Raw genomic sequence first — 24205 nt, 5'->3', positions numbered from 1 at the left:
CAGTTCCCCGCGCCCCTGACGGGGCGCGGGGAACTGCGTCAAGCTCAGGAGCCGCCCCTACGAAATCTCCACCCCACCCTCCAGCTTCTGCCCCCGCAACAGCACCCACGCCGCCACCGACGCCGCGAGCAACACCACAGAACCGATGCCCGCCGCAAGCGTGATCCCGTCGACGAACGCGGAGCGCGCCGCATCGACCAGCGCCTCCGAATTCGGCAGCCCCGCCGACGCCTCCACCGCCCCGCCGAGGGACTCGTGCGCCGCGTCGGCCACCGCGGGCGGCGTACCCGCCGGGGCCGCGAACCCGCTGTAGACGCCGGTGACGATCGAGCCGAGCAGCGCGATTCCGAGCGCCGCGCCCAGTTCGTACGCCGTCTCGGAGACCGCGGACGCGGCGCCCGCCTGTTCGTTGGGCACGCTGGAGAGGATCACGTCTGCGGTCACGGTGAACGCGAAGCCCGCGCCGACGCCGACGACCAGCAGGGCCCCGCCGATCAGCGGATAGCCGGTGGACTGGCTGAGCAGGGTCAGCGTGCCCAGGGCGAGCCCGATCGCGGCCAGCCCGCCCGCGGCCACGGCACGTACCGAGTACCGGCGCGCGACCGTACCGGCGGCGAGTCCCGCCGCCACCGCGCCGACAGCTGCGGGCAGTTCGGCGAGCCCGGCCTCCAACGGCCCTCTGCCCTGTACGAGTTGCAGATACTGCGAGAGGAAGAAGACCAGGCCGGACAGGCCGAGGATGGTCAGCAGATCGGCGAGCACGGCACCGGAGAAGCCGCGGTTGCGGAACAGTCGCATGTCCAACAGTGGGGTGGACAGCGTGAGTTGACGGCGTACGAAGCGGTGGAGCGCGACGGCACCGAGCAGCCCCGCCGCGACCGCTTCCAGGGTCGGCCCGTGCGAGGCCGCTTCCTTGATCCCGTACACGATGCCGACCATGCCGACGAGGGAGAGCACGACACTGGTGAGGTCCCAGGGGCCGGGCTCGGGGTTGCGGGACTCGGGCAGCAGCTTCACGCCGACGAGGACGAGGACCGCCATCACGGGGAGGTTGATCAGGAAGACCGAGCCCCACCAGAAGTGTTCGAGCAGGAATCCGCCGACGACCGGACCGACCGCCGTACCGGCCGAGGCGGTGGCGCCCCAGATGCCGATGGCGAGGCTGCGTTCGCGCGGGTCGTGGAAGAGGTTGCGGATGAGCGCGAGGGTGGCGGGCATCAGGGTCGCGCCCGCGACACCGAGCAGCGCCCGCGCCACGATCATCAGCTCCGGTGTGCTCGCATAGGCGTTGAGCACGGATATCAGACCGAACGCGACCGAGCCGATGAGCAGCAGCTTCTTGCGGCCGACCCGGTCGCCGAGGCTGCCCATCGAGACGAGCAGTCCCGCGATCACGAACGAGTAGACGTCGCCGATCCACAGCAGCTGCGTACCGGACGGCTTCAGGTCCTCGCTGATGTAGGGGGTCGCGAGACCGAGGACGGTCGCGTCGACTGCCACCAGCAGCACGGCGAGGACGAGGACGGCGAGCGCGAGCCAGCGGCCCGGCCGCTTCTCCGTCTCCGCCGAGCCGGCCGACTGCACAGTGCTGGTCATGATTCCTCTCTCCGTAGCGCGCCGCCGAGCAGCAGCTCGACGACCATGTGGTGGAAGTCCTTGGCGGCGACCCGGCCCTCGGCCACGGCCCACACGCCCGAGGCCATGAGTCCGTAGACCGCCTCCGTCAGCCAGGCCGGGGTGAGGTCGATACGGAACTCGCCGCTCTGCTGGCCGCGCCGGAACAGCGCGCCGAGCCGGGCGTCGAGCCGGTCCCAGCCCTCGTTCCGCGCCTCGCCCTCGAACAGCTGGTTCTCGGAGTAGAGGAAGGCGAGCAGCCCGGCGGCGCTCTCCAGCTCCTTCACCACGCGGCGTGCGGCATCAGGGGCGGGGCCCTCGTCGAGCCGCGCGGCCTCCAGCGCGGCCTCGCACTCCTGGATGCCGAGCTCCTCAAGGGCCCGTACGAGAGCGTCACGGCCCGCGAACTGGCGGTGCAGCGTCGCCCTGCTGATCCCGGCGGCCTTGGCGACCTCGTCCATGGTCGCGGTGGATTTCCGGGTCAGGAGGGCCGCGGCACTGCGCAGCACGTGTTCACGATCGACAGCCATGAGACAACCATAACCCACATGAGACATGAATGTCTCATCGGGTGCGTACGAGTCTCACTGACCCGGTGTTCCGGTATTCAGAAGGCGCTCAGTGCCAGGGCAGCTGCCCGCGCCGCTCCCAGTACGCTCCCGGCTCCTCGACGAGTGCGGCGAGCCGGGTCAGCTGCTCGTCGTCGAGGTCGACCACGGCGGCGTGCAGGTTCGAGGCGAGCTGAAGGGCTGTGGCCGCGCCGGAGAGGACGACTCCCGCCCACGGCTGCCGCAGCACGAGTGCGAGGGCGACCGCGTCGGAGCCGAGGCCCGTCTCCTCGGCGCCCGCCTCCTCGGCGATGGCTCGTACGACGTCGGGTGCGTGCGGATCGGCGAGCCGGCCGTTGGCCATGCCCTCCTTGACGATCACGGTGAGCCCGGCGTCGTGCGCCTCGGCGAGCGCGGGCCCGGCGGAGGTCTCCAGCACGTTGTACGTGGCCTGGACGGTACGGAAGAGGGGCTCGCCGTCGACGGTCACGGCGAGCGCGGTACGGATCGCGTCGGCCTGGGCGGGCCCGCTGGTGGAGAAGCCGATCGTCAGGCCCCGCGCGGCCGCCTCGGCCAGCTTGGCGTGCAGTTCCTTGTCGGTGAGGGCCGGGCTGTCCGGGGTCACCGAGTGGATCTGGTAGAGGTCGAGCCGGTCGCCGAGCAGCTCCGTGGTCTCCGCGAGCTGCCTCTCGTACGTCCCGACGCCGTGGTCCTTGACCTCGTGCGCCTCGGCGTCGGTGCGCCAGCCGGCCGTGTAGGTGTAGCCCCACTTGCTGCCGACGACGATGTCGTCGATGTCCGGGCGGTTGTTCAGCCAGTCGGCGAGGAACTCCTCCGAGCGGCCGTACGAGCGGGCCGCGTCGAAGTAGCGGACGCCCTGGGCGTAGGCGGCGTCGAGGAGTTCGTGTGTGCGGGTGCGCAGCGTCTCGACGCTGCGGTTCTCTCCTAGGTCTTGGTCCCGGCCCAGGTTGATGTAGCCGGGGCGGCCGACTGCGGCTAGGCCCAGTCCGATGTGGCAGGTCGGTGTCGTCGCTGAGGCGAGACGGGCGAAGGGCATCGCGGGCTCCGTTCGGTCGGCTCCGGTGCGGCCTCTGACCAACGTACCCGCGATGACCTTCGGTGAGGACAGGGCGCCTCAGAGCTCGGGTCGTGCGGTGTTTTGGCGGGTGCGGGTTCGTTGTGGCTTGTCGCGCAGTTCCCCGCGCCCCTTAGGGGGCGCTCGTCTACTGCTTGCTTTTAGCCGTTGCCCACTCATGCTGAGCCGCCACGTCCGACTTCACCTCTGCCAGTTGGATGGCGACCGCGCTGGGGGCTGTGCCGCCGCGGGCGTTGCGGGAGGCGAGTGCGCCCGGGACGTTGAGAACGGTCCTGACCTCGGGCGTCAGGTGGGCGGAGATCTTCGCGAACTGTTCGTCGGTGAGGCCGTCGAGTTCGATGCCGTCGGTCTCGGCGACCTTCACGCACTCGCCGGCGACCTCGTGGGCGACGCGGAACGGCACGTTCTGCTTGACCAGCCACTCGGCGATATCGGTGGCGAGCGAGAAGCCGGCCGGGGCCAGTTCCTCCATGCGCTCGCGGTTGACGGTCAGCGTGGCCATCATGCCGGTGAAGGCCGGGAGCAGGACCTCCAGTTGGTCGCAGGAGTCGAAGACCGGCTCCTTGTCCTCCTGGAGGTCGCGGTTGTACGCGAGGGGCAGCGCCTTGAGCGTGGCCATCAGACCGGTGAGGTTGCCGATGAGCCGGCCCGACTTACCGCGCGCCAGCTCCGCGATGTCCGGGTTCTTCTTCTGCGGCATGATCGACGAGCCGGTGGAGAACGCGTCATGGAGGGTGACGAAGGAGAACTCCTTCGTGTTCCAGATGATGATCTCCTCGGCGATCCGGGAGAGGTTCACACCGATCATCGCCGTGATGAAGGCGAACTCGGCGGCGAAGTCACGGGAGGCCGTGCCGTCGATGGAGTTACCGACGGAGCCGTGCTCGAAGCCGAGGTCCCTGGCGACCGACTCCGGGTCGAGGCCGAGCGAGGAACCGGCGAGCGCACCCGAGCCGTACGGGGACACGGCCGTCCGCTCGTCCCACTGGCGCAGCCGCTCGGCGTCCCGGGAGAGGGACTGCGCGTGGGCCAGCACATGGTGGGCGAACAGGACGGGCTGGGCATGCTGAAGGTGCGTACGGCCGGGCATGGCCACGTTCGGGTGGGCCTCGGCCAGGCCGACCAGCGCGTCCTGGAGGTCGGCGATCAGGCCGCCGATGATCCGGGCGTGGTCGCGCAGGTACATCCGGAAGAGCGTGGCGACCTGGTCGTTGCGCGAGCGGCCGGCGCGCAGTTTGCCGCCGAGGTCCGGGCCGATCCGCTCCAACAGGCCCCGCTCCAGGGCGGTGTGCACGTCCTCGTCGGCGATGGTCCCGACGAGCGTGCCGTCCGCCACGTCGGCTTCGAGCCGGTCGAGCCCCGCGAGCATGCGCTCCAGCTCGTCGTCCGTGAGGAGGTTCGCCTTGTGCAGCACGCGCGCGTGGGCCCGCGAACCGGCGATGTCGTACGGCGCGAGCCGCCAGTCGAAGTGGACGGACGCGGACAGCTTGGCCAGGGCCTCGGCGGGACCGTCGGCGAAACGGCCGCCCCAGAGCCGTACGTCACCGCTGTTGCTGCTCACTTGCGCTGCTCCTCAAAGCTGTGGATGTACGACCGCCTCCCCACTCTTGCAAGTGAGGAGGCGGCTGTCAGGCTAGTACGTGCGAGGTCGTACGAGGCTTACGCCAGGTCCCGCTTCGCCGCGATCTTCGACGACAGGGCGAAGATGTCGATGAAGCCCTGCGCCTTGGACTGGTCGAAGGTGTCGCCCGAGTCGTAGGTGGCGAGGTTGAAGTCGTAGAGGGACTCCTCGGACTTCCGGCCGGTGACGACGGCGCGGCCGCCGTGCAGGGTCATCCGGATGTCGCCGGAGACGTGCTGGTTGGCCTCGTTGATGAAACCGTCCAGGGCGCGCTTGAGCGGGGAGAACCACAGGCCGTCGTAGACCAGCTCGCCCCAGCGCTGCTCGACCTGCCGCTTGTAGCGGGCCAGTTCGCGCTCGACGGTGACGTTCTCCAGCTCCTGGTGGGCCGTGATCAGCGCGATCGCGCCCGGAGCCTCGTACACCTCACGGGACTTGATGCCGACCAGGCGGTCCTCGACCATGTCGATCCGGCCGATGCCCTGGGCGCCGGCGCGCTGGTTGAGCTGCTGGATCGCCTGGAGGACGGAGACGGGCTTGCCGTCGATGGCGACCGGGACGCCCGCCTTGAAGGTGATGACGACCTCGTCGGGCTCACGCGGGAGCGCCGGGTTCTTCGTGTACTCGTAGACGTCCTCGATCGGCGCGTTCCAGATGTCCTCCAGGAAGCCCGTCTCGACGGCACGCCCGAAGACGTTCTGGTCGATGGAGTACGGCGACTTCTTGGTGGTGGCGATCGGCAGGCCCTTCTCCTCGCAGAAGGCGATCGCCTTGTCGCGGGTCATCGCGTAGTCGCGGACCGGGGCGATGCACTTGAGGTCGGGACCGAGGGCCTGGATGCCGGCCTCGAACCGCACCTGGTCGTTGCCCTTGCCGGTGCAGCCGTGGGCGACGATGCCGGCGCCGTGCTTGTGGGCGGCGGCCACGAGGTGCTTGACGATGGTCGGCCGGGAGAGGGCGGAGACCAGCGGGTAGCGGTCCATGTAGAGGGCGTTGGCCTTGATCGCCGGGAGGCAGTACTCCTCGGCGAACTCGTCCTTGGCGTCCGCGACCTCGGCCTCGACGGCACCGCAGGCGAGCGCGCGCTTGCGGATGACGTCCAGGTCCTCGCCGCCCTGGCCGACGTCGACCGCAACGGCGATGACCTCGGCGCCCGTCTCCTCGGCGATCCAGCCGATGGCGACGGAGGTGTCCAGACCGCCTGAGTAGGCGAGTACGACGCGCTCGGTCACGGGGTTTCTCCTCACAGTGCATTCGCTGACATGCATGAGTATGCAGGACTCTGCATGGTTCGTCAATCTGGAAGAAGCCCGAAGAGGTTTGAACACCTGAAACCGCTTTCTCGTATCTCTCCCCGAACGCAGGCGCCGCGTTTGTAAACCGCAGTCTCCAAAGACACCGAAGTCACTGAAGACACAGCAGCCACCCCCGACCTGAGTGAGGCACCCGCATGTCCAGGGCCCTTCCGAAGTACAACAAGCGCCGCGTGGCGATCATCGGCGGCGCCGCCGCGGTGGCGTTGTCAGGAGCGGTGATCGCCGGCTCCGCCCTCGCCGGGGAGACGTCCAAGAGCAACAACGAGTCCGCCTCGACGAAGGCGTCGCCGGGCACCATCAGCTGCCCGGACGTCGCGTCCCAGCTGCCCGCGGTCCCCGCCTCCGCGCAGGCCGAGATCGACCGCAACCTCGCCCTCCTCGACACGCAGATCGCGGAGGCCAACAAGCGCCTCGTCGACACGGTCGGCCAGGGCGGCGCCAACTTCGTCCAGAACGCGATCCTCGGCCCGCTGGAGGACAAGCGCATCGCCACCGTCAACCGCATGGCCACCGCCATCGGCCGCACCGCCGAGAAGCCCGTGGGCCTCGACTCGCTGGCCACCTGCAGCCTCGACGCGGGCGGCGCGGCCGGGGCCGGCGAGGAGGCGGGCGCCGGCGAAGAGGCCGAGGCGGCTCCGAGCGCGCCGGCCACCGAACCTGCGGAAGAAGCGGGGAACGCCGGCGAGGCCGGGGACACCGGCGACGCGGGCGCGGCCGGCACCATCAGCTGCCCGGACGTCGCGTCCCAACTGCCCGCGGTCCCCGCCTCCGCGCAGGCCGAGATCGACCGCAACCTCGCCCTCCTCGACACCCAGCTCGCCGAGGCGAACCAGCGGCTCATCGACACCGTCGGACAGGGCGGCGCCAACTTCGTCGACAACGCCATCCTCGGCCCGCTGGAGGACAAGCGGATCGCCACCATCAACCGCATGGCCACCGCCATCGGCCGCACCGCCGAGAAGCCCGTAGGCCTCGACGCCCTCGCCGCCTGCGCCCTCAACGGGTGACAGGCGCCGTGGCCGCCCCGCACAAGCGCCGGCCGGGGCGGCCGCGGTCGCGGCCACGATCTTCGTAATTCCTTAGACAGGCAAACGACTTTCCCGGATAATCGCTGGACATGGGAAAGACACACGAGCGCATAGACGGCCGGCTGCGTACGTTCATCGAGGCGCAGCCCATCTTCTTCACCGCGACCGCGCCCCTGTCCGGCGACGGCACGGTCAACCTCTCCCCCAAGGGCCTCACCGGGTCGTTCGCGGTGCTCGACGAGCACACCGTGGCATACCTGGACTTCGCCGGCAGCAACGCCGAGACGATCGCGCATCTGCGGGAGAACGGCCGGATCACGCTCATGTGGTGTGCCTTCCAGGGCCCGCCGAACATCGTCCGGGTGCACGGTCACGGCGAGCCGGTCTTCCGCGACGACCCGCGCTTCGCGGAACTCCTCACCCACTTCCCGGGCATCGACCCGACCCCGCACGGGCTGCGCGCGGTCATCGTGGTGACGGCCGAACTCATTCGCGACACCTGCGGGTACGCGGTGCCCACCATGTCGTACGACGAGGACCGCGACCTGCACGCCAAGCGCTTCGCGCGCGAGGACGACGCCTCCCTGAGCGCGTACTTCGAGAAGAAGGACCACGTGGGAACCAGCCTGGACGGCCTGCCCGGGCTGCCGCTGCCCCTGCCTCCCCGTACCGTCTGAGGCATGCGTCTCGGAGCCGCCGTCCTCGCGTCCGCGTCCCTCCTCGTGCTGGCTCCCAGCGGCCCGGCCGACCGGCTCCCGTTGCCCGAGCGGATGGCGGACACGGGCGGCGGCAGCCAGCTCATCACCGCCCGGGCCTCCCGGACCTCCTCGACGACCGGCACGGTCACCTGGTGGAACCGCCGTGCCGGGCACTGGGTGCGGGCCGGTTCCGCGCCCGCCCGCTTCGGCGCGAAGGGGCTCGTCGAGGGCGGCTCCCGCAAGCAGGGCACGAACACCACACCCACCGGCCTCTACGGCCTGCCGTACGCCTTCGGCATCGAGCCCGCCCCCGAGGGGACGACGGCCACGTACCGCCGGGTGAGGCAGAACTCCTGGTGGTGCCAGGACAACGGCTCCCGCTCCTACAACCGCTGGACCGAGCCGCGCCCGGCCGACTGCCGCGCCGCCGAGTCCGAGCACCTGATCTCGTACGGGACGCAGTACGCGCACGCGCTGGTCATCGGCTTCAACTACGAGCGACCGGTGCGAGGGCGGGGCGCGGGGATCTTCCTGCACGTCAACGGGCGTGGGGCGACGGCCGGTTGTGTGTCCGTGTCCAAGGACGCGATGCGGCGCGTGCTGGACTGGGCCGATCCCGGGCGAAGGCCGCACATCGCGATCGGGACGGACAGCGGGCCGACCTCGGTCGTCCGCTACTGACCCCGCGCCACCGACTTCGGCACCGCCGCGGGTTACCGCGGGTCGCAGCAGTTCACGGCTTGCTCGGCGGACCGTTGAACACACGGCCGCCCCGGGACGTACCTCTGGGCCAAGGGGCCACTCCCCTACCCAGCATCCCCACGGAGGAACCGTGAGCACGATCGCCGGCGGTCGCGCCGCGCGGCGCCAGACGTTGCGCCGTATCCGCCCTCGCCGCTCCCCCGCCATCCCGTTGCTGATCGCCGTGTGGGCGGGCGCCGCGGGAGTGATCTGGCTGTGGTGGAGCAACACCCCGTCCATCGCGGACGACAAGGGCCGGATCCTGAACGCGGGCCGGATCACCGGTCTGCTCGCCGGATACCTGATGGCGCTCGTGGTCCTGCAGATGGCCCGGGTGCCCGCGCTGGAACGCCGGGTCGGTTCGGACCGGGTCGCGCGCTGGCACGCCATGAGCGGCCGCTACACGCTCTGTCTGACGCTGGCCCACATCGGCCTGACGATGTACGGCATGTCGTTGCAGGCCGGCACCGGTGTCGTCGACCAGACCATCGACTCGGTCACCACGCTGCCCGACATGGGCAAGGCGGCGATCGGCACGGGTCTGCTGCTGTTCATCGGCCTGATCTCCGTGGGCGGGCTGCGCAAGCGGATCCCGTACGACACCTGGTACCACATCCATCTGCTCACGTACGCGGCCGTGTACCTGTCGTTCTGGCACCAGCTGTCCACCGGCAATGACTTCGCCGTCCAGCCCGCCGCGACCACGGCCTGGTACGCGCTGTACGGAACCGTGACCGCGCTGGTGCTCTGGTACCGGGTGATCACGCCGATCCGGCTGAACCTGCGGCACCAGATGCGGGTGGAGGAGGTCGTCGAGGAGGCGCCCGGCATCGTCTCCGTGCTGATCAGCGGTAAGCGGCTGCACCGCATCGGTGCCGAGCCGGGGCAGTTCTTCCGGTGGCGGTTCCTGGCACCGGGCCTGCGGCTCAGCTCGCACCCCTTCTCGCTGTCGGCGGCGCCCCGGCCCGGTCTGCTGCGGATCACCGTCAAGGCACTCGGTGACCACAGCAGCGCGCTGAGCGGGCTGAAGCGGGGCACGCGGGTGTGGGCGGAGGGCCCGTACGGGGCGCTGACCGCCTCCCGGCGCAGCCAGGGCAAGGTGCTGCTGATGGCCGGCGGGGTGGGGATCACGCCGATGCGGGCGCTGTTCGAGACGCTGCCCGCCGCGCGCGGCGACCTCACGCTGCTGTACCGGGCCAACAGCACACAGGACCTGGCCCTGTGGGACGAGTTGTCGGCGATCGCCGACGAGCGCGGTGCCCGGCTGATGTACGCGGTGAACAGCCCCGACGGGGAGCGTCCGGACATCAACCCGGAGACGCTGCGCCGGAAGATGCCGGACATCGACGACCACGACGTGTTCCTGTGCGGGCCGCCCGGCTTCGCACAGGACGCGTACAACGCACTGCGCGGCGCCGGCGTGCCCGCCCGCCGCATCCATCACGAGTCGTTCGAGCTCTGAGAGCTGTTCTGAGAGCTGTGAGGAACGGGAGTTCGCACCGATGAAGAAGAGCCATCCCCTGCGACGTGTCGTACTGGCCGGTGCCGCCACCGTGTCCGGAGTCGTGCTGCTGCTGACGCTGAAGCCGTCGTCGGACCCGGCGTCCGCGTCGGCCCAGGGCACCCCACCACAGGGACAGCAGTCGGTCGCGCCGCAAGGGTCCGGCGGCGCGCAGGCCGCCGGCAACGCGGAGGCCCAGACCCTCACCGGTGACGTCGTCAAGACGGACTACGGCAACGTCCAGGTCCGGATCACCATGGCGGGCGGGAAGATCACCTCGGCTGCCGCCGTGCAGTCGCCCAGCGGCGGGCGCAGCACCGAGGTCAGCACCAACTCGGTGCCCAAGCTCAACCAGGCGGCGATCCAGACGGGCAGCGCCGACATCGACGCGGTCTCCGGCGCCACCTACACCAGCGGCGGGTACAAGAAGTCCCTGCAGTCGGCGCTGGACAAGGTCGGCTCGGGCGCGGCGGCGGGTTCCGGCGGCGCGGGCAACGCGAGCGGCGCGGGTGGTGGCGGTGGTTCGGCCGAGGCCGGCGGGTCGGGTGCCGCCCAGGCCCAGACCCTCACCGGCAAGGCCGTCACGACCGACTACGGCCCCGTGCAGGTCCGGATCACCGTCAGCGGCGGCAAGATCACCAAGGCCGAGGCGGTGCAGCAGCCCAAGGGCGGCCGCAGCGACCAGATCAGCGGTGACTCGGTGCCCAAGCTCAACCAGGCCGCGGTCGCGGCGGGCAGTGCCGACATCGACGCGGTCTCGGGTGCCACCTACACCAGCGGCGGCTACAAGGAGTCCCTGCAGTCGGCCCTGGACCAGGCCGGTGGCTGAACCCGCCGACCCGGCTGAACTCGCCGAGGCGCCCGCCGTGTTGCGTCACGCGGAGGAGGTGATGGGCACCGTGTTCTCCTTCGACGTGCGCGGCGGCGAACCTCAGGTCGTGCAGGCCGCGTTGGAGGCTGCGGTCGCCCAACTCCACGTGGTGGACGAGGTGTTCAGCACCTATCGCGAGAACAGCCAGATCTCGCGACTCGGGCGCGGCGAACTGACCGTCGACGAGTGCGACCCGGAGGTCGCCGAGGTGCTCGGCCTGTGCGCCGAGGCCGAGCGGTTGAGCGACGGCTGGTTCAGCACGACGTACGGGGGCGTCATCGACCCGACCGGCATGGTGAAGGGCTGGTCCGTCGAGCGCGCCGCGCGGCGTCTCGCCGCCGCCGGGGCGACCGGCGTGAGCGTCAACGGCGGCGGCGACGTGCAGATGTACGGCGTGCCCGGCCCTGCCCGGCCCTGGCGGGTCGGTGTGTCGGACCCGCTGCGGCCCGGCGGCCTGGCCGCCGTGGTCTCCGCGGCCGGTGTGGACGAGCTGGCCGTGGCCACCTCCGGCTCCGCCGAGCGCGGCACGCACATCGTCGATCCGCGCACCGGTACGTCCGCGGTGACCGACCTGGTGGCCGTGACCGTGGTCGGGCCCCGGATCACCTGGGCGGACGCCTGGGCCACGGCGGCCTTCGCGATGGGCTCCCGGCAGGCGCTCGACTGGCTGGAGTCCCTGCCGGACGTGGAGGCACTGCTGATCACGGCGGGTGACGAGGTCCGGTGCACGGGTGGCCTGGCCGGCCGGCTGGGCTGAGCCGGTTCGTTCTTCGGGTGCGGGTGCGTCGTGGTTGCTCGCGCAGTTCCCCGCGCCCCTGAAAGGCGGGGCTGCGCCCCTGCCTTTCGCCCAACCACAACGCACCCGCACCCGCACCCGAAACACCAGCCTCAGTGGTGGTTCTGAGCCAATCGCAGCAAGTGGTCGGCCAGCGCCTGCCCCCCCGTGGGGTTGCGGCTGATCAGCAGCAGCGTGTCGTCCCCGGCGATCGTCCCGAGGATGTCGTGCAACTCGGCCTGGTCGATCGCCGAGGCGAGGAACTGCGCGGCCCCCGGCGGGGTCCGCAGCACCACGAGGTTCGCCGAAGCCTCCGCGGAGATCAGCAGCTCCGCGGAAAGCCGCCGCATCCGCTCCTCCTTCGCCGACTCCCCCAGCGGCGCGCGGGGAGTACGGAAACCCCCCTCGCTCGGCACCGCGTAGATCAGATCGCCGTCGTTGTTGCGGATCTTCACCGCGTTCAGCTCGTCGAGGTCCCGGGAGAGCGTCGCCTGCGTGACGTTCAGCCCGTCATCGGCGAGAAGCTTCGCCAACTGACTCTGCGAGCGCACCGGTTGCCGGTTGAGGATGTCCACGATCCGGCGGTGGCGGGCGGTACGGGTCTGCGGCACGGCAGGCCCGGCGTGCTCGTGATCCTGCGCATGACTCATCGTCGTCTCATTCTCCGGCTCGTCCGTCCCCGTTGGCTGCTGCGCCGTTGACCGCCGCGTCGAGAACACCGGGGAGGGCCCGGAGGAACGCGTCCACCTCGTCATCCCCGAGGTTCAGCGGCGGCATCAGCCGTACGACATCGGGGGCGGGCGCGTTCACCAGGAATCCGGCGTCCTGAGCCGCCTGCTGCACCTGGGGCGCGAGCGGCTCGGTGAGCACGATACCCAGGAGGAGGCCCGAGCCCCGGACATGATCGACCAGCGGGTGACGGTCACTGCCGTCGGCGCCCTCGATTCCGTCCCGCAGCTTCCCGCTCGCCCGCTTCACGTTCTCCAGGAGTCCCTCGGCCTCGATCGTGTCGAGGACGGCGAGTCCGGCGGCGCAGGCGACCGGGTTGCCGCCGAACGTCGTGCCGTGGTGGCCGGGCTTCAGCAGCTGGGCGGCGCGGCCGAAGGCGACGGTCGCGCCGAGCGGCAGTCCACCGCCGAGGCCCTTCGCCAGCGTGACGATGTCCGGCAGGACACCCTCGTGGGCCTGGTACTCGAACCAGTGCCCGGTCCGGCCGATCCCCGTCTGCACCTCGTCCAGGACGAGGAGGGTGCCGGTGGCCGCGGTGATGGCGCGGGCCGCCTTGAGGTAGCCCGGCGGCGGCACGACCACGCCGTTCTCGCCCTGGACCGGCTCGATGATCACCAGTGCGGTGTCCTCGGTGACCGCGGCGGCCAGCGCCTGCGGGTCGCCGAACGGGACGTGCGTGACGTCGCCCGGCAGCGGCAGGAACGGCTCCCGCTTGCCCGGCTGGCCGGTGAGCGCCAGTGCGCCCATGGTCCGGCCGTGGAAGCCGCCGTCGGTGGCGACCATGTGCGGACGCCCGGTCAGCCGGCCGATCTTGAGGGCGCCCTCGTTGGCCTCGGCACCCGAGTTGCAGAAGTACACGCGTCCGTCGCGCCCGAAGAGCTGGAGCAGCCGTTCGGCGAGCGTGACGGGCGGCTCGGCGACGAAGAGGTTGGAGACATGGCCGAGCGAGGCGATCTGCCTGCTCACGGCCTCGACGATCGCCGGGTGGGCGTGGCCGAGCGCGTTGACGGCGATCCCGCCGACGAAGTCCACGTACTCCTTGCCGTCGGCGTCCCAGAGCCTGGCACCGGCGCCGCGGACGAGGGGCAGCCGCGGGGTGCCGTAGTTGTCCATGAGCGCGCCCTGCCAGCGCGCGGTCAGTTCCTGGTTGGTCATGACTCCCCCACTGCGTCGTTCGCTACGTCGTTCGGGGCGTCGGGCACGACCATCGTGCCGATGCCCTCGTCGGTGAAGATCTCCAGCAGGATCGAGTGCTGGACCCGGCCGTCGATGACGCGGGCGGTGTTCACGCCGTTGCGCACGGCGTGCAGGCAGCCCTCCATCTTCGGCACCATGCCGCTGGCCAGGTCGGGCAGCAGCTTCTCCAGCTCTCTCGCGGTGAGCCGGCTGATGACCTCGTCGGAGTTGGGCCAGTCCTCGTAGAGGCCCTCGACGTCGGTCAGGACCATCAGGGTTTCGGCACCAAGCGCCGCAGCGAGTGCCGCAGCCGCCGTATCAGCATTGACGTTGTAGACATGTCCGTCGTCCTGGGAACGGGCGATCGAGGAGACGACCGGGATACGGCCGTCGGAGAGCAGCGCCTCGATCGCGCCTGTGTTGATTTCGGTGATCTCGCCGACCCGCCCGATGTCGACCAACTCGCCGTCGATCTCCGGCCGGTGCTGGGTGGCGGTGATGGTGTGCGCGTCCTCGCCGGTCATGCCGACGGCGAGCGGACCGTGCTGGTTGAGCAGCCCGACGAGCTCGCGCTGGACCTGTCCGGCCAGGACCATGCGTACGACGTCCATGGCCTCCGGGGTGGTGACCCTCAGCCCCGCCTTGAACTCGCTCTCCAGGCCGTGCAGGTCGAGCTGTGCGTTGATCTGCGGGCCGCCGCCGTGCACGACGACGGGCTTGAGGCCGGCCTGCCGCAGGAAGACGACGTCCTGTGCGAAGGCGGCCTTCAGCTCCTCGTTCACCATGGCGTTGCCGCCGAACTTGATGACGACCGTCTTGCCGTTGTGCCGGGTCAGCCAGGGCAGCGCCTCGATGAGGATCTGCGCCTTGGGCAGCGCGGTGTGCTTGCGAGTGGTGCTCATGACGAGTACGCGCTGTTCTCGTGGACGTAGTCGGCGGTGAGGTCGTTGGTCCAGATCGTGGCGGTCTGGGCGCCCGCGGCGAGGTCGGCGACGATGTGGACCTCGCGGTAGCGCATGTCGACCTTGTCGCGGTCCTCGCCGACGCCGCCGTTCTTGCAGACCCAGACGCCGTTGATGGCGACGTTCAGCCGGTCCGGCTCGAAGGCCGCGGACGTCGTGCCGATCGCGGACAGCACCCGTCCCCAGTTGGGGTCCTCGCCGTGGATGGCGCACTTGAGGAGGTTGTTGCGGGCGATGGAACGCCCCACCTCGACGGCGTCGTCCTCGCTCGCCGCGTTGACGACCTCGACCTTGATGTCCTTGCTGGCGCCCTCGGCGTCCCGGATCAGCTGCTGACCGAGGTCGTCGCAGACCTGCCGTACGGCCTCGGCGAACTCGGCGTACTCCGGGGTGACCTGGGAGGCGCCGGAGGCCAGCAGCAGTACGGTGTCGTTCGTCGACATGCAGCCGTCGGAGTCGACCCGGTCGAAGGTGACCTTCGTGGCCGCCCGCAGGGCCTTGTCCAGTGCGTCGCTCTCGACGTCGGCGTCCGTGGTGAGGACGACGAGCATGGTGGCGAGGCCGGGGGCGAGCATGCCGGCGCCCTTGGCCATGCCGCCGACGGTCCAGCCGTCCTGCGTCACGACGGCCGTCTTGTGCACGCTGTCGGTGGTCTTGATGGCGATGGCGGCCTTCTCGCCGCCGTGCTCGGAGAGTTGGGCGGCGGCCTGCTCGACTCCCGGGAGGAGCTTGTCCATCGGCAGCAGGAGACCGATGAGTCCGGTGGAGGCGACGGCGACCTCCCCGGCGTTCTGCCCGAGGACCTCGGCGACCTTCTCGGCGGTGGCGTGCGTGTCCTGGAAGCCCTTGGGTCCCGTACAGGCGTTGGCACCACCGGAGTTGAGGACGACGGCGGAGACCAGGCCGCCCTTCAGCACCTGCTCGGACCACAGTACGGGCGCGGCCTTCACGCGGTTGGAGGTGAAGACGCCCGCGGCGGCCAGGCGGGGCCCGTTGTTGACCACGAGGGCCAGGTCCGGGTTCCCGTTCTCCTTGATGCCTGCTGCGATGCCGGAGGCGGTGAAGCCCTGGGCGGCGGTGACACTCACGGTGCGACTCCGATCGTGGAAAGACCCGTGCCCTCGGGCAGCCCGAGGGCGATGTTCATGCTCTGCACCGCGCCGCCCGCGGTGCCCTTGGTCAGGTTGTCGATGGCGCTGATCGCGATGATGCGGTGCGCGGCCTCGTCGTACGCGACCTGCACCTGAACGGCGTTGGAACCGTAGACGGACGCGGTGGCCGGCCACTGCCCCTCGGGCAGCAGGTGCACGAACGGTTCGTCGGCGTACGCCTTCTCGTAGGCGGCCCGTACGGACTCGGCGGTGACCCCGGGCTTCGCCTTCGCGCTGCATGTGGCGAGGATGCCGCGGGGCATCGGGGCGAGGGTCGGTGTGAAGGAGACGGTGACGGGCTCACCGGCGGCCGCGCCGAGGTTCTGGATGATCTCGGGGGTGTGCCGATGCCCGCCGCCGACGCCGTACGGGGACATGGAGCCCATGACCTCACTGCCGAGCAGATGCGCCTTGGGCGACTTGCCCGCGCCGGAGGTCCCGGAGGCGGCGACGATCACGGCCTCGTTCTCCGCGAGCCCGGCCGCATACGCCGGGAAGAGGGCCAGCGAGGTGGCCGTCGGATAGCAGCCGGGTACCGCGATGCGCTTGGACCCCTCCAGCGCGGCGCGGCCACCCGGCAGTTCGGGCAGGCCGTACGGCCAGGTCCCGGCATGCGCCGAGCCGTAGAACTTCTCCCAGTCGGCCGCGTCCTTCAGCCGGAAGTCGGCACCCATGTCGACGACCAGCACGTCCGTCCCGAGCTGCTCGGCGACGGCGGCGGACTGCCCGTGGGGCAGTGCGAGAAAGACGACGTCATGCCCCGCCAGGACCTCGGGTGTGGTCTCCTGGAGCACGCGGTCGGCCAGCGGCAACAGGTGCGGTTGCAGCGCGCCCAGCCGCTGCCCCGCGTTGGAGTTGCCGGTCAGAGCGCCGATCTCGATCTCGGGGTGCACCAGGAGCAGACGCAGCAGTTCCCCGCCCGCGTACCCACTCGCTCCGGCCACTGCCGCACGTACCGCCATGGAACCCTCCTCTTGGATGGCATGACTATACGTTTCCATGCACGTTTATGCAATCTCTCTCCGTGCAGGGCGGGTGACGGGGCCGGACCTCAGCCCTTGACGGCCTCCGCGATCCGCGCTGCGGCCTGGGCGGGCGTGAGGTGCGTGGTGTCGACGACCTCGGCCTCGGCGTGCAGCCACGTGCGGGCGGCCTCGGCGTAGGGCTCGAGGTATTTGAGACGGAACGGGGAGTCGGGGCCGAGAACGGTGTCGCCCGCGATGCGCCCGCGGAGGGTGTCCTGGTCGGCGTGGAGGACGAAGTGCCTTACCGGGATGGCGTGTTGGGCGAGGCCCGTGCTGATCTCGCGCCAGTACTGCTCGACCAGGACGGTCATGGGCATCACCAGGGTGCCGCCGGTGTAGTCGAGTACGCGGCGGGCGGTCTCGACGACCAGCGGCCGCCACGGCGGCCAGTGCTGGAAGTTGTCCGTCCCCGGCAGCCCGGGCGTGATGTCCATGAGCGTCTCGCCGACCTTCTCGGCGTCGAACACCCGTGAGTCCGGGATCAGCCGCTGCACGAGTGCACTGGTCGTCGTCTTGCCTGCCCCGTGGGTGCCGTTGAGCCATACGATCATGGGCCCGACGCTAACGGTGTGAGCGGCTCAGGCCAAGGCACGCCCTGTGCCTGAGCCGCCCCGAAGGGTCACCCCTTCTTGATCCTCAGGAACGTCACCGAGTTCGCCGGGAAGGTGTAGGTGAACTTGTCGGCCACCCCCGAGAACGTCGACGTGACCGGCGCGACCGGCGTCTCCGTCTCGGTGTTCACGGCCTCCGGCGCGGCCTCGAGTGTGGTCACCCGAGCGACCTTCGAACCGGCCTTCACGCCACCGAGGTCGACCGCGGTACGGGCATCCACGCCCTGCGCGTTGACCACCTTGACGATCAGGTCACCACTCTTCGCGTCCCGCGTGACGACCTGCCGGAACGGCTCGGCCGGCTTGTCGTCGGTGAAGCTGCCCCACTCCTGGCCGTCGAGGTAGAGGGTCACCTGCCGACCTCGCACCTTGATGTCGATGTCGTACGCGCGACCCGTCTCGACAGAGCCCGCCTTGGACATCAGCGTCGACTTCCCACCGTCCGAGGCCTGCTCGACGGCGGACTGGGTGTTGTTCCAGCCGCCCAGGTTCCACCAGTAGTAGTTGCCCGTGTCCTTGACCCCGAAGGCGACGAGGAAGCCCTCCTTGCCGGACTTCTTGGTGGCCTTCACATGCAGGTCGTAGTCGTGCCAGGCCGGGTCGCCCGCCGACACCATGGTGTTCTCGGCGGCTCCGTCGGTCTGCACGTACTGCCCGTCCTGGATGCTCCAACTGCCGCCGCCCGTATGGGTCCACTTCGACGCGTCGCCGGAGAAGTCGTCACCGAGCAGCGCGGTACCGTCCGCGCCGGTCACCTTCACGTCGTCGTACGCGGCGCTCGTCGCCCAGGTCGACAGACCGACCGCGCCCGAGATGGGACCGCTCACCGAGGGCGTGCCGGTGGCACGCGACGGCAGTACGCGGTCGCCGACGTTGCGCATGAAGAGCTTCTGGACCTCGTAGCTGGCCGAGTTCCAGGACGCGTGGTTGTTGAACCAGATCATGTCGGGCCGCCACTGGACGTAGTCCTCGTTGGCGAGCAGCGGCGCGTACGAGGCGAGCTTCACGATGTCCGCGTTGCGCTCCAGGCCGGTCATGAACGCGGCTTCGGAGAGGGCGTTCTTGAAGGTGTTGCCCTGCGAGGCGTACTCGCCGAGGAAGACCTTGGGGCCCTTCCTGTCGTACGAGTCGTAGCGGTCGTTGTTCTGCAGGAACCACTGCGGGCTGTTGTAGTAGTGCTCGTCGACCATGTCGACGTTCTCTTCCCGGTTGAGCTTCCAGGCCGTGTCGAAGGTCGAACCGCTGTCGTCAGGCCCTGAGTTGGAGATGACGGTGATGTCCGGGTACTTCGCCTCGATGGCCGTACGGAACTGCTTGAAGCGGGCGATGTACTCGTTCGGCAGGTTCTCCTCGTTGCCGACCCCGAGGTGGGTGAGGCGGAAGGGCTTCGGGTGGCCCAACTTCGCCCGCTTCTTGCCCCACTCGCTGGTCACCGGGCCGTTGGCGAACTCGATGAGGTCCAGGGTGTCCTGGATGTGGCGCTTGAGGAGCGCGTCGTCGTCGGTGGCCTTGTTCTGGCCGCAGCCGGTGACGAGGGCGGGAACCACGGGCAGCGGCATCGCGCCGATGTCCTCGGAGAACTGGAAGTACTCGTAGTAGCCGAGTCCGTAACTCTGGTTGTAGCCCCAGAAGTTGGAGTTCGTCGCGCGCTGCTCGACGGGACCGATGGTGTCCTTCCACTGGTACGAGCGCTTGCGCTGCCAGCCGGAGGCCTCGTCGTAGCCCTCCATGCTGCCGGTGTTGACGAGACAGCCGCCCGGGAAGCGGACGAAGCCGGGGTCCAGGGCGGCGATCTTCTCGGCGAGGTCCTTGCGGAGGCCGTGGCCCTTGTACGTGTCGCGCGGGATGAGCGAGATCATGTCGAGCGCGACCGGGCCGTCGGCGGCCACGGTGAGACGGCCGGTGGAGCTGGTGCGGTTCGCGGTGAACCTGGCCTTGTACTTGGCCCAGCCGCCGCGCGCGGTGACACGGCGAGCCTCGGCGAGCGCGCCATCGGCGTCGGCCAGGGTCACCGTGAGGGCGGACGCCTGGTCGGCGCGGGCCCAGACCGAGAAGTCGTAGGTCTTGCCGCTCTGGACCGCGATACCGGTGTTGTAGCCGGAGTTGGTGACCGACGAACCGCCGTCCAGGGTGAGGTAGGTGCGGTTGCGGGTGTTGAGGCGGCCGTCGTCGTCCGCGGTCTTCGCGGTGCCCTCGGCGGCCCAGGAGGTGAGAGGCGTGTACGAGGCGTTGTCGGCCGTCGAGTACTCGAAGGACCGGTTCTGCACGAGTTCCGCGTACAGGCCGCCGTCCGCGGCCCGGTTGATGTCCTCGAAGAAGACCCCGTACATCGTGTTGTCGATCTTCGCGCCCGAGGCCTTCGGGTCGACGGTGATCGCGTAGTCGGTGGCATCGGCGGCGTCCTCGGCGGCGTTCACCGGGGCCGGTACGAGGAAGGAGGCGGCCAGTAGCGCGGTGGCCGTGAGAGCGACTCTCCCACGGGTGCGCGTACGGGTGCGTGACATGAATTCTCCGCGGCTCTGGAGGGATGCAGCACGTTCGAAATATCGGACAGTGATCAATACTTCGAACGGCAAGATAGGTAGGGGGCAGGAGTGCGTCAATGGGTTGCGCAGGAGAGGCCGGGGAGGCGGGTGGTATGGCCGAATTCTGGCCGGTGACCGATGTGTTGGCATACCTGGCCGGGAGCTGGCGCGTGGAGCGTACGGTGCGGGATCTCGTGAGCGGGGCGGCGGGTTCCTTCAGCGGGACGACGGTGTTCGAGGCGCTGGGTGAAGGAGAGGCCGGGCTGCTCCACCACGAGTCCGGCACGTTCGTGTGGGAGGGCGTGGCCCGGCCCGCCGAGCGCACCCTGCGGTTCCTGCCGGGCGACGGGCCGGGCCGGGCCGACGTGCGTTTCTCGGACGGTCGCCCCTTCCATGACCTGGACCTGACCTCCGGGCGGCACATCGCCGACCATCCGTGCGCGGCGGACCTCTACCGGGGCGAGTTCACCGTGTCCGACGCGGACCACTGGCGGACGGTCTGGCGGGTCGGCGGACCGGCCAAGGACCTGGTCCTCACTACGGACTACACGCGGGACGATGAGCAGGACGGCGGGCGGGACTACGCAGGCACGGGCTGAGCGTCGAGGCGAAGGTTCCAGCGCCCGGCCCGACCCGTGAGCGTGACCGTCGACAAAGGACGGACGTCGAGACTCCAGTACGTCGGCGCGGGAGCCTTCAGGGCATAGACGAGCGCGGCCCGTACCACCGCAGGCTCCGCCACGGCGACGATGCGGCCGCCGTCGTCGGCGGGGCGGGTGTCGAGCCAGTGGCCCACGCGCTGGATGAAGGACACCAGCGGCTCGCCCTCGTGCGGGGCTGAGTACGGATCGGCGAGCCAGGCGTCCACGGCCTCGGGCTCGCGGGCCATCGCCTCGCCGAGCGTCAGGCCGCGCCACCGGCCCATGTCGCAGTCCCGCAGGGCCGGCTGGGCCAGCGGCGCGAGGCCCAGCGCGTCACCGGTGGCCCGGCTGCGCGGCGTCGGCGAGCAGTACCGCAGCTCGGCCGCCGCCAGCGGTGCCAGCGCGTGCGCGACACGCTGCGCCTCCTCCCAGCCCGCCTGGTCCAGCGGCCGGTCGTCGTCGAAGCGCTCGGCGAGCAGCGCGGAGCTGCGGGCGGCGGCGATCAGCGTGAGCCGAACATGCATGCGGTGATCGTGGAGCCAGGAACTCCGCAGGTCAAGGGGTGATCTGCGGCACGCACGGAATGCTCACGGACGGTAGCTCACCCAGGACCCAGCACCATCCACTGCTCGGGCTTGTCGAGCCCCTTGAACCCGAGCTGCTCGTAGACACCGTGCGCGTCGAGGGTGGCGAGCAGAATGCGGCGCAGGCCCATCGGTCGCAGATACGCGCGCACGGCGTCGACCAGTGCGGTGCCGATCCCCTTGCCCCGCACGGACCGGTCCACGTACACATCGCAGAGCCACGCGAAGGTCGCCTCGTCGGTCACCACCCGCGCGTACGCCACCTGCTCGCCCGAAGCCGTGTCGTACACCCCGAAGTTGAGTGAACCGGCCACGGCCCGATCGTGCTTCTCGCGCGGCCGGTCGATCGCCCAGTACGCGTCGGTGGCGAGCCACCGGTGGACGCGGTCGAAGTCGATGCGGTCGGGGTCGGTGGAGATCTCGTAGCCCTCGGCGAGATCCGGTACGTCGCTCATGGCGGGAGAGTCGCAGGTCAGAGTCCGCCTGTCGAACCATTTTCGTGGTACGCCGTACGCAGTCTCCGCACACCCTCCGCGATCTCCCCCGCCCCCGCGACGGCCGCGAAGCTCAACCGCAGGTGGGCGGCCGGGGGTTCAGCACTGAAGTAGGGGCGGCCGGGAGTGACGGCCACGCCCGCACGCAGGGCGCCGGCGACCAGGGCCGGCTCGTCCGTGCCGTCGGGCAGGCGCAGCCACAGGTGGTAGCCGCCGGACGGGATGTGCGGCAGGGAGAGTTCGGGGAGATCCAGGCGCAGCGCGGCGGTCATCGTGTCGCGACGGTTCCTCAACTCCGCCGAGACAGCGCGGAGATGGCGGGGCCAGGCGGGCGAGCCGACGAGTTCCAGGGCCGCCTCCTGGAGCGGGCGCGGCACGAAGAACGTGTCGACGACCTGGATGGTCCGCAGTCGTTCGAGGACGGGTCCCCGGGCGGCCAGCGCGCTCACCCGGAAGCTCGGCGAGGTCGCCTTGGTCAGCGAGCCGACGTGCACGACGACTCCGTCGGGGTCGTCGGCGGCCAGCGGGCGCGGCAGCGGTCCGGAGTCCTCGTGCACCAGCCGGCGTACGAAGTCGTCCTCGACGACGAACGCGCCCGCGTCGCGCGCGATCCTCAGCACCTCGCCGCGGCGTTCCGCCGCGAGCACCGCACCGGTCGGGTTCTGGAACAGCGGCTGGCAGACGAAGACGCGGGCGCCGGTCGCCCTGAAGGCATCGGCGAGCAGCGCCGGTTTCACGCCGTCCGGGTCCACGGGCACCGGCACGGGCCGCAGTCCGGCCGCGCGGGCGATCGCCAGCATGCCGGGGTACGTGGGCGACTCGACGAGGACCGGAGCGCCGGGCGGGGCGAGCGCCCGCAGCGCGGTGGTCAGCGCGGACTGGCCGCCCGCCGTGATCAGCACCTCGGCGGCGGTGATCGCGCCGCCGATGCCCCGCGCGAACCACTCGCGCAGCTCCGGCAGCCCCTCCACCGGCGGACGCCCCCAGGCACCGGGGCGCCGGCCGGCCCGGGACAGGGCCGCGGCCATCGCCCGTTCCGGCTGCAGCGACGGGTGCAGATAGCCGCCGTTGAACTCGACGACTCCGGGCGGCGGCGCGGCCAGTGAGACCAGCACTCCGGACGCGTCCACGGCGCGCGGTACGAGTTCGGCGGTGGCGTCCGCACTGAGCGCGACCTCCTGCCAGGAGGTGTCCCCGACGGCCGGCCCGGCCCCGCGCGGCTGCGCCCGGAACACCCCGGCCCCGGGCCGAGTGACCACCAGCCCCTCGGCAGCCAACTGCCCCAGCGCCCGGGACACGGTCACCGGACTAACCCGATACCGCTCGACAAGCGCCCGACTGGACGGCAGCTTCCCACCAGCAGAGTAGCGGTCAAGCTCCCCTCTCAACCGTTCCACCAGCTCACCCACACTGCTACGCTCATGCATGAGACCAGAGAGTAGCGCTACTCACCCAGCATCGATAGCGATGGGCGCCCCTTCAGGGGCGCGGGGAACTGCGCGCCCAGCCCCAACGAACCCGCAGCTTCCAAATCACAGCACCAACCCCACCAAGCCCCCGGCCGGGCCCGGCACACTCCAGGCCGCCCTAGGAGTCACCGCCTTCTCCCTCACCTTCCCCGCCACGGCCTGGGGCCTGGAAGGCTTCGGCCCCTGGTCCCTCGTAGCCGCCCGCACAGTCCTGGCGGCGGCCATCGCGGGCACCTGCCTCCTCGCCCTGCGAGTCCCGCTCCCGGCCCGCCGCCACTGGGCGGGCCTGGCCGTCGTAGCCGCCGGCGTGGTCCTCGGCTTCCCGATGCTCACGACCCTGGCGCTGCAGACGTCGACCACCGCGCACGCCGCGGTCGTGGTCGGCCTGCTCCCCCTCACGACCGCCCTGTTCTCGGCCCTGCGCGTCGGCACCCGCCCGTCCCGCACCTTCTGGGCCGCGGCGCTCGCGGGCGCCGCCGTGGTGATCGCGTTCACCGTGCGGCAGAGCGGCGGCGCCCTGACCGGTGCGGACGCCTACCTCTTCGCGGCGCTGCTGGTCTGTGCGGCCGGCTACACGGAAGGCGGCCGGCTGGCCCGCGTGCTGCCCGGCTGGCACGTCATCGGCTGGGCGCTGGTCCTGTGCCTGCCGCTCGCGGTGCCGGCGGCCGTGATCGCCCTGTCGTACGAGCCCGCCCGGCTGACCGCGCACAGCGTGACCGGACTCCTCTGGGTCGCGGCCGGCTCACAGCTCCTCGGCCTGGTCGCCTGGTACCGCGGCATGGCCGCGATCGGCATCCCGAAGGCCAGCCAGTTGCAGTTGGCACAGCCGCTGCTCACACTGGTGTGGTCGGTACTGCTCCTGGGCGAGCACCTGACGGCGGCCGCCCCGCTGACGGCGACGGCCGTGCTCGTCTGCATCGCCGTCACCCAACGGGCGCGGGGCTGAGCGGCGCGTACGGGCCGGTCCCAACCGGGGCCACCCGCCGTAGACTTGCGACCACGAACCGCTACTCCCGTGCGACACGAGGA

General features: G+C 70.6%; 23 protein-coding genes. 8 read left to right on the top strand and 15 right to left on the bottom strand.

The window, feature by feature from the left end; genetic code table 11:
* Nucleotides 1-57 precede the first annotated feature (57 nt).
* The 5 genes from AB0I18_RS37045 to AB0I18_RS37025 all read right to left on the bottom strand — a co-directional run bounded on the left by AB0I18_RS37045 (nucleotide 58) and on the right by AB0I18_RS37025 (nucleotide 6111).
* Nucleotides 58-1596 (bottom strand): MFS transporter, encoded by a 1539-nt coding sequence (locus AB0I18_RS37045; protein ID WP_363110090.1) that lies wholly within the window; start codon nucleotides 1594-1596, stop codon nucleotides 58-60.
* Nucleotides 1593-2144, bottom strand: coding sequence for a helix-turn-helix domain-containing protein (locus AB0I18_RS37040; protein WP_363110089.1), 552 nt, complete (start codon nucleotides 2142-2144; stop codon nucleotides 1593-1595). Before AB0I18_RS37040 ends, AB0I18_RS37045 begins: the two co-directional genes overlap by 4 nt.
* 88 nt (nucleotides 2145-2232) lie before the next feature.
* Complete coding sequence (locus AB0I18_RS37035; RefSeq protein ID WP_363110088.1) at nucleotides 2233-3219, bottom strand: aldo/keto reductase; 987 nt, start codon at nucleotides 3217-3219, stop codon at nucleotides 2233-2235.
* Nucleotides 3220-3385: 166 nt separating this feature from the next.
* Nucleotides 3386-4819 carry an argininosuccinate lyase gene (gene argH / locus AB0I18_RS37030; RefSeq protein ID WP_363110087.1) on the bottom strand — a complete coding sequence of 478 codons (1434 nt, stop codon included), beginning with the start codon at nucleotides 4817-4819 and terminating at the stop codon, nucleotides 3386-3388.
* A gap of 98 nt (nucleotides 4820-4917) precedes the next feature.
* The gene (locus AB0I18_RS37025) at nucleotides 4918-6111 is read right to left on the bottom strand and encodes an argininosuccinate synthase (RefSeq protein ID WP_363110086.1); all 1194 of its coding nucleotides are present in this window, start codon (nucleotides 6109-6111) and stop codon (nucleotides 4918-4920) included.
* A gap of 218 nt (nucleotides 6112-6329) precedes the next feature.
* Here AB0I18_RS37025 and AB0I18_RS37020 point away from each other — a divergent pair, with 218 nt between their 5' ends.
* The 6 genes from AB0I18_RS37020 to AB0I18_RS36995 all read left to right on the top strand — a co-directional run bounded on the left by AB0I18_RS37020 (nucleotide 6330) and on the right by AB0I18_RS36995 (nucleotide 11791).
* Nucleotides 6330-7202 (top strand): hypothetical protein, encoded by an 873-nt coding sequence (locus AB0I18_RS37020; protein ID WP_363110085.1) that lies wholly within the window; start codon nucleotides 6330-6332, stop codon nucleotides 7200-7202.
* A 110-nt stretch (nucleotides 7203-7312) separates the two neighbouring features.
* The gene (locus AB0I18_RS37015; protein ID WP_363110084.1) at nucleotides 7313-7900 is read left to right on the top strand and encodes a pyridoxamine 5'-phosphate oxidase family protein; all 588 of its coding nucleotides are present in this window, start codon (nucleotides 7313-7315) and stop codon (nucleotides 7898-7900) included.
* Nucleotides 7901-7903: 3 nt separating this feature from the next.
* Complete coding sequence (locus AB0I18_RS37010; RefSeq protein ID WP_363110083.1) at nucleotides 7904-8602, top strand: L,D-transpeptidase family protein; 699 nt, start codon at nucleotides 7904-7906, stop codon at nucleotides 8600-8602.
* Between the two features lie 151 nt (nucleotides 8603-8753).
* Nucleotides 8754-10124, top strand: coding sequence for a ferredoxin reductase family protein (locus tag AB0I18_RS37005; protein ID WP_363110082.1), 1371 nt, complete (start codon nucleotides 8754-8756; stop codon nucleotides 10122-10124).
* 40 nt (nucleotides 10125-10164) lie between these two features.
* Nucleotides 10165-10992, top strand: a complete 828-nt coding sequence (locus AB0I18_RS37000; protein ID WP_363110081.1) for an FMN-binding protein — start codon at nucleotides 10165-10167, stop codon at nucleotides 10990-10992.
* A gap of 61 nt (nucleotides 10993-11053) precedes the next feature.
* On the top strand, nucleotides 11054-11791 hold the full coding sequence (locus AB0I18_RS36995; RefSeq protein WP_363110092.1) for an FAD:protein FMN transferase: 738 nt from the start codon (nucleotides 11054-11056) through the stop codon (nucleotides 11789-11791).
* A 131-nt stretch (nucleotides 11792-11922) separates the two neighbouring features.
* On the opposite strand, the gene AB0I18_RS36990 is transcribed toward AB0I18_RS36995, so the two are convergent.
* From AB0I18_RS36990 to AB0I18_RS36960, 7 genes are all read right to left on the bottom strand, one after another.
* Nucleotides 11923-12459 (bottom strand): arginine repressor, encoded by a 537-nt coding sequence (locus tag AB0I18_RS36990; RefSeq protein WP_363110080.1) that lies wholly within the window; start codon nucleotides 12457-12459, stop codon nucleotides 11923-11925.
* 7 nt (nucleotides 12460-12466) lie between these two features.
* Nucleotides 12467-13693 carry an acetylornithine transaminase gene (locus AB0I18_RS36985; protein ID WP_363110079.1) on the bottom strand — a complete coding sequence of 409 codons (1227 nt, stop codon included), beginning with the start codon at nucleotides 13691-13693 and terminating at the stop codon, nucleotides 12467-12469.
* Complete coding sequence (gene argB / locus AB0I18_RS36980; protein WP_363110078.1) at nucleotides 13690-14616, bottom strand: acetylglutamate kinase; 927 nt, start codon at nucleotides 14614-14616, stop codon at nucleotides 13690-13692. Before argB ends, AB0I18_RS36985 begins: the two co-directional genes overlap by 4 nt.
* A complete protein-coding gene (argJ, locus tag AB0I18_RS36975) occupies nucleotides 14613-15764 on the bottom strand; it encodes a bifunctional glutamate N-acetyltransferase/amino-acid acetyltransferase ArgJ (protein WP_363110077.1) in 1152 nt (383 codons plus the stop codon). Before argJ ends, argB begins: the two co-directional genes overlap by 4 nt.
* The gene (gene argC / locus AB0I18_RS36970) at nucleotides 15761-16789 is read right to left on the bottom strand and encodes an N-acetyl-gamma-glutamyl-phosphate reductase (protein ID WP_363110076.1); all 1029 of its coding nucleotides are present in this window, start codon (nucleotides 16787-16789) and stop codon (nucleotides 15761-15763) included. Before argC ends, argJ begins: the two co-directional genes overlap by 4 nt.
* An 89-nt stretch (nucleotides 16790-16878) precedes the next feature.
* Nucleotides 16879-17403: an ATP-binding protein gene (locus tag AB0I18_RS36965; RefSeq protein WP_363110075.1), complete on the bottom strand. Its 525-nt coding sequence runs from the start codon at nucleotides 17401-17403 to the stop codon at nucleotides 16879-16881.
* A gap of 68 nt (nucleotides 17404-17471) precedes the next feature.
* Entirely contained in the window at nucleotides 17472-19967 is a 2496-nt protein-coding gene (locus tag AB0I18_RS36960; RefSeq protein WP_363110074.1) for an alpha-L-arabinofuranosidase C-terminal domain-containing protein, read from the bottom strand.
* A gap of 134 nt (nucleotides 19968-20101) precedes the next feature.
* On the opposite strand from AB0I18_RS36960, the gene AB0I18_RS36955 reads away from it, so the two are divergent.
* Nucleotides 20102-20587, top strand: coding sequence for a DUF6314 family protein (locus AB0I18_RS36955; RefSeq protein ID WP_363110073.1), 486 nt, complete (start codon nucleotides 20102-20104; stop codon nucleotides 20585-20587).
* Here the strand turns inward: AB0I18_RS36955 and AB0I18_RS36950 are convergent.
* The 3 genes from AB0I18_RS36950 to AB0I18_RS36940 all read right to left on the bottom strand — a co-directional run bounded on the left by AB0I18_RS36950 (nucleotide 20569) and on the right by AB0I18_RS36940 (nucleotide 23134).
* A complete protein-coding gene (locus tag AB0I18_RS36950) occupies nucleotides 20569-21153 on the bottom strand; it encodes a histidine phosphatase family protein (protein WP_363110072.1) in 585 nt (194 codons plus the stop codon). The two genes, AB0I18_RS36955 and AB0I18_RS36950, sit on opposite strands and share 19 nt — an antisense overlap.
* 77 nt (nucleotides 21154-21230) lie before the next feature.
* Nucleotides 21231-21668, bottom strand: a complete 438-nt coding sequence (locus AB0I18_RS36945) for a GNAT family N-acetyltransferase (RefSeq protein WP_363110071.1) — start codon at nucleotides 21666-21668, stop codon at nucleotides 21231-21233.
* A 17-nt stretch (nucleotides 21669-21685) separates the two neighbouring features.
* Entirely contained in the window at nucleotides 21686-23134 is a 1449-nt protein-coding gene (locus tag AB0I18_RS36940; RefSeq protein WP_363110070.1) for a PLP-dependent aminotransferase family protein, read from the bottom strand.
* Between AB0I18_RS36940 and AB0I18_RS36935 the strand changes: the two genes are divergently transcribed.
* On the top strand, nucleotides 23133-24122 hold the full coding sequence (locus tag AB0I18_RS36935; protein ID WP_363110069.1) for a DMT family transporter: 990 nt from the start codon (nucleotides 23133-23135) through the stop codon (nucleotides 24120-24122). The genes AB0I18_RS36940 and AB0I18_RS36935 overlap by 2 nt on opposite strands.
* The last annotated feature ends 83 nt before the right edge of the window (nucleotides 24123-24205 follow it).

Origin of the sequence: Streptomyces sp. NPDC050704, from assembly GCF_040654355.1 — a bacterium.
In the GTDB taxonomy this organism is placed as follows: Bacteria; Actinomycetota; Actinomycetes; order Streptomycetales; family Streptomycetaceae; genus Streptomyces.
The sequence above is the reverse complement of the archived record's forward strand: the minus strand, read 5'-3'. Positions and strand labels throughout refer to the sequence as shown.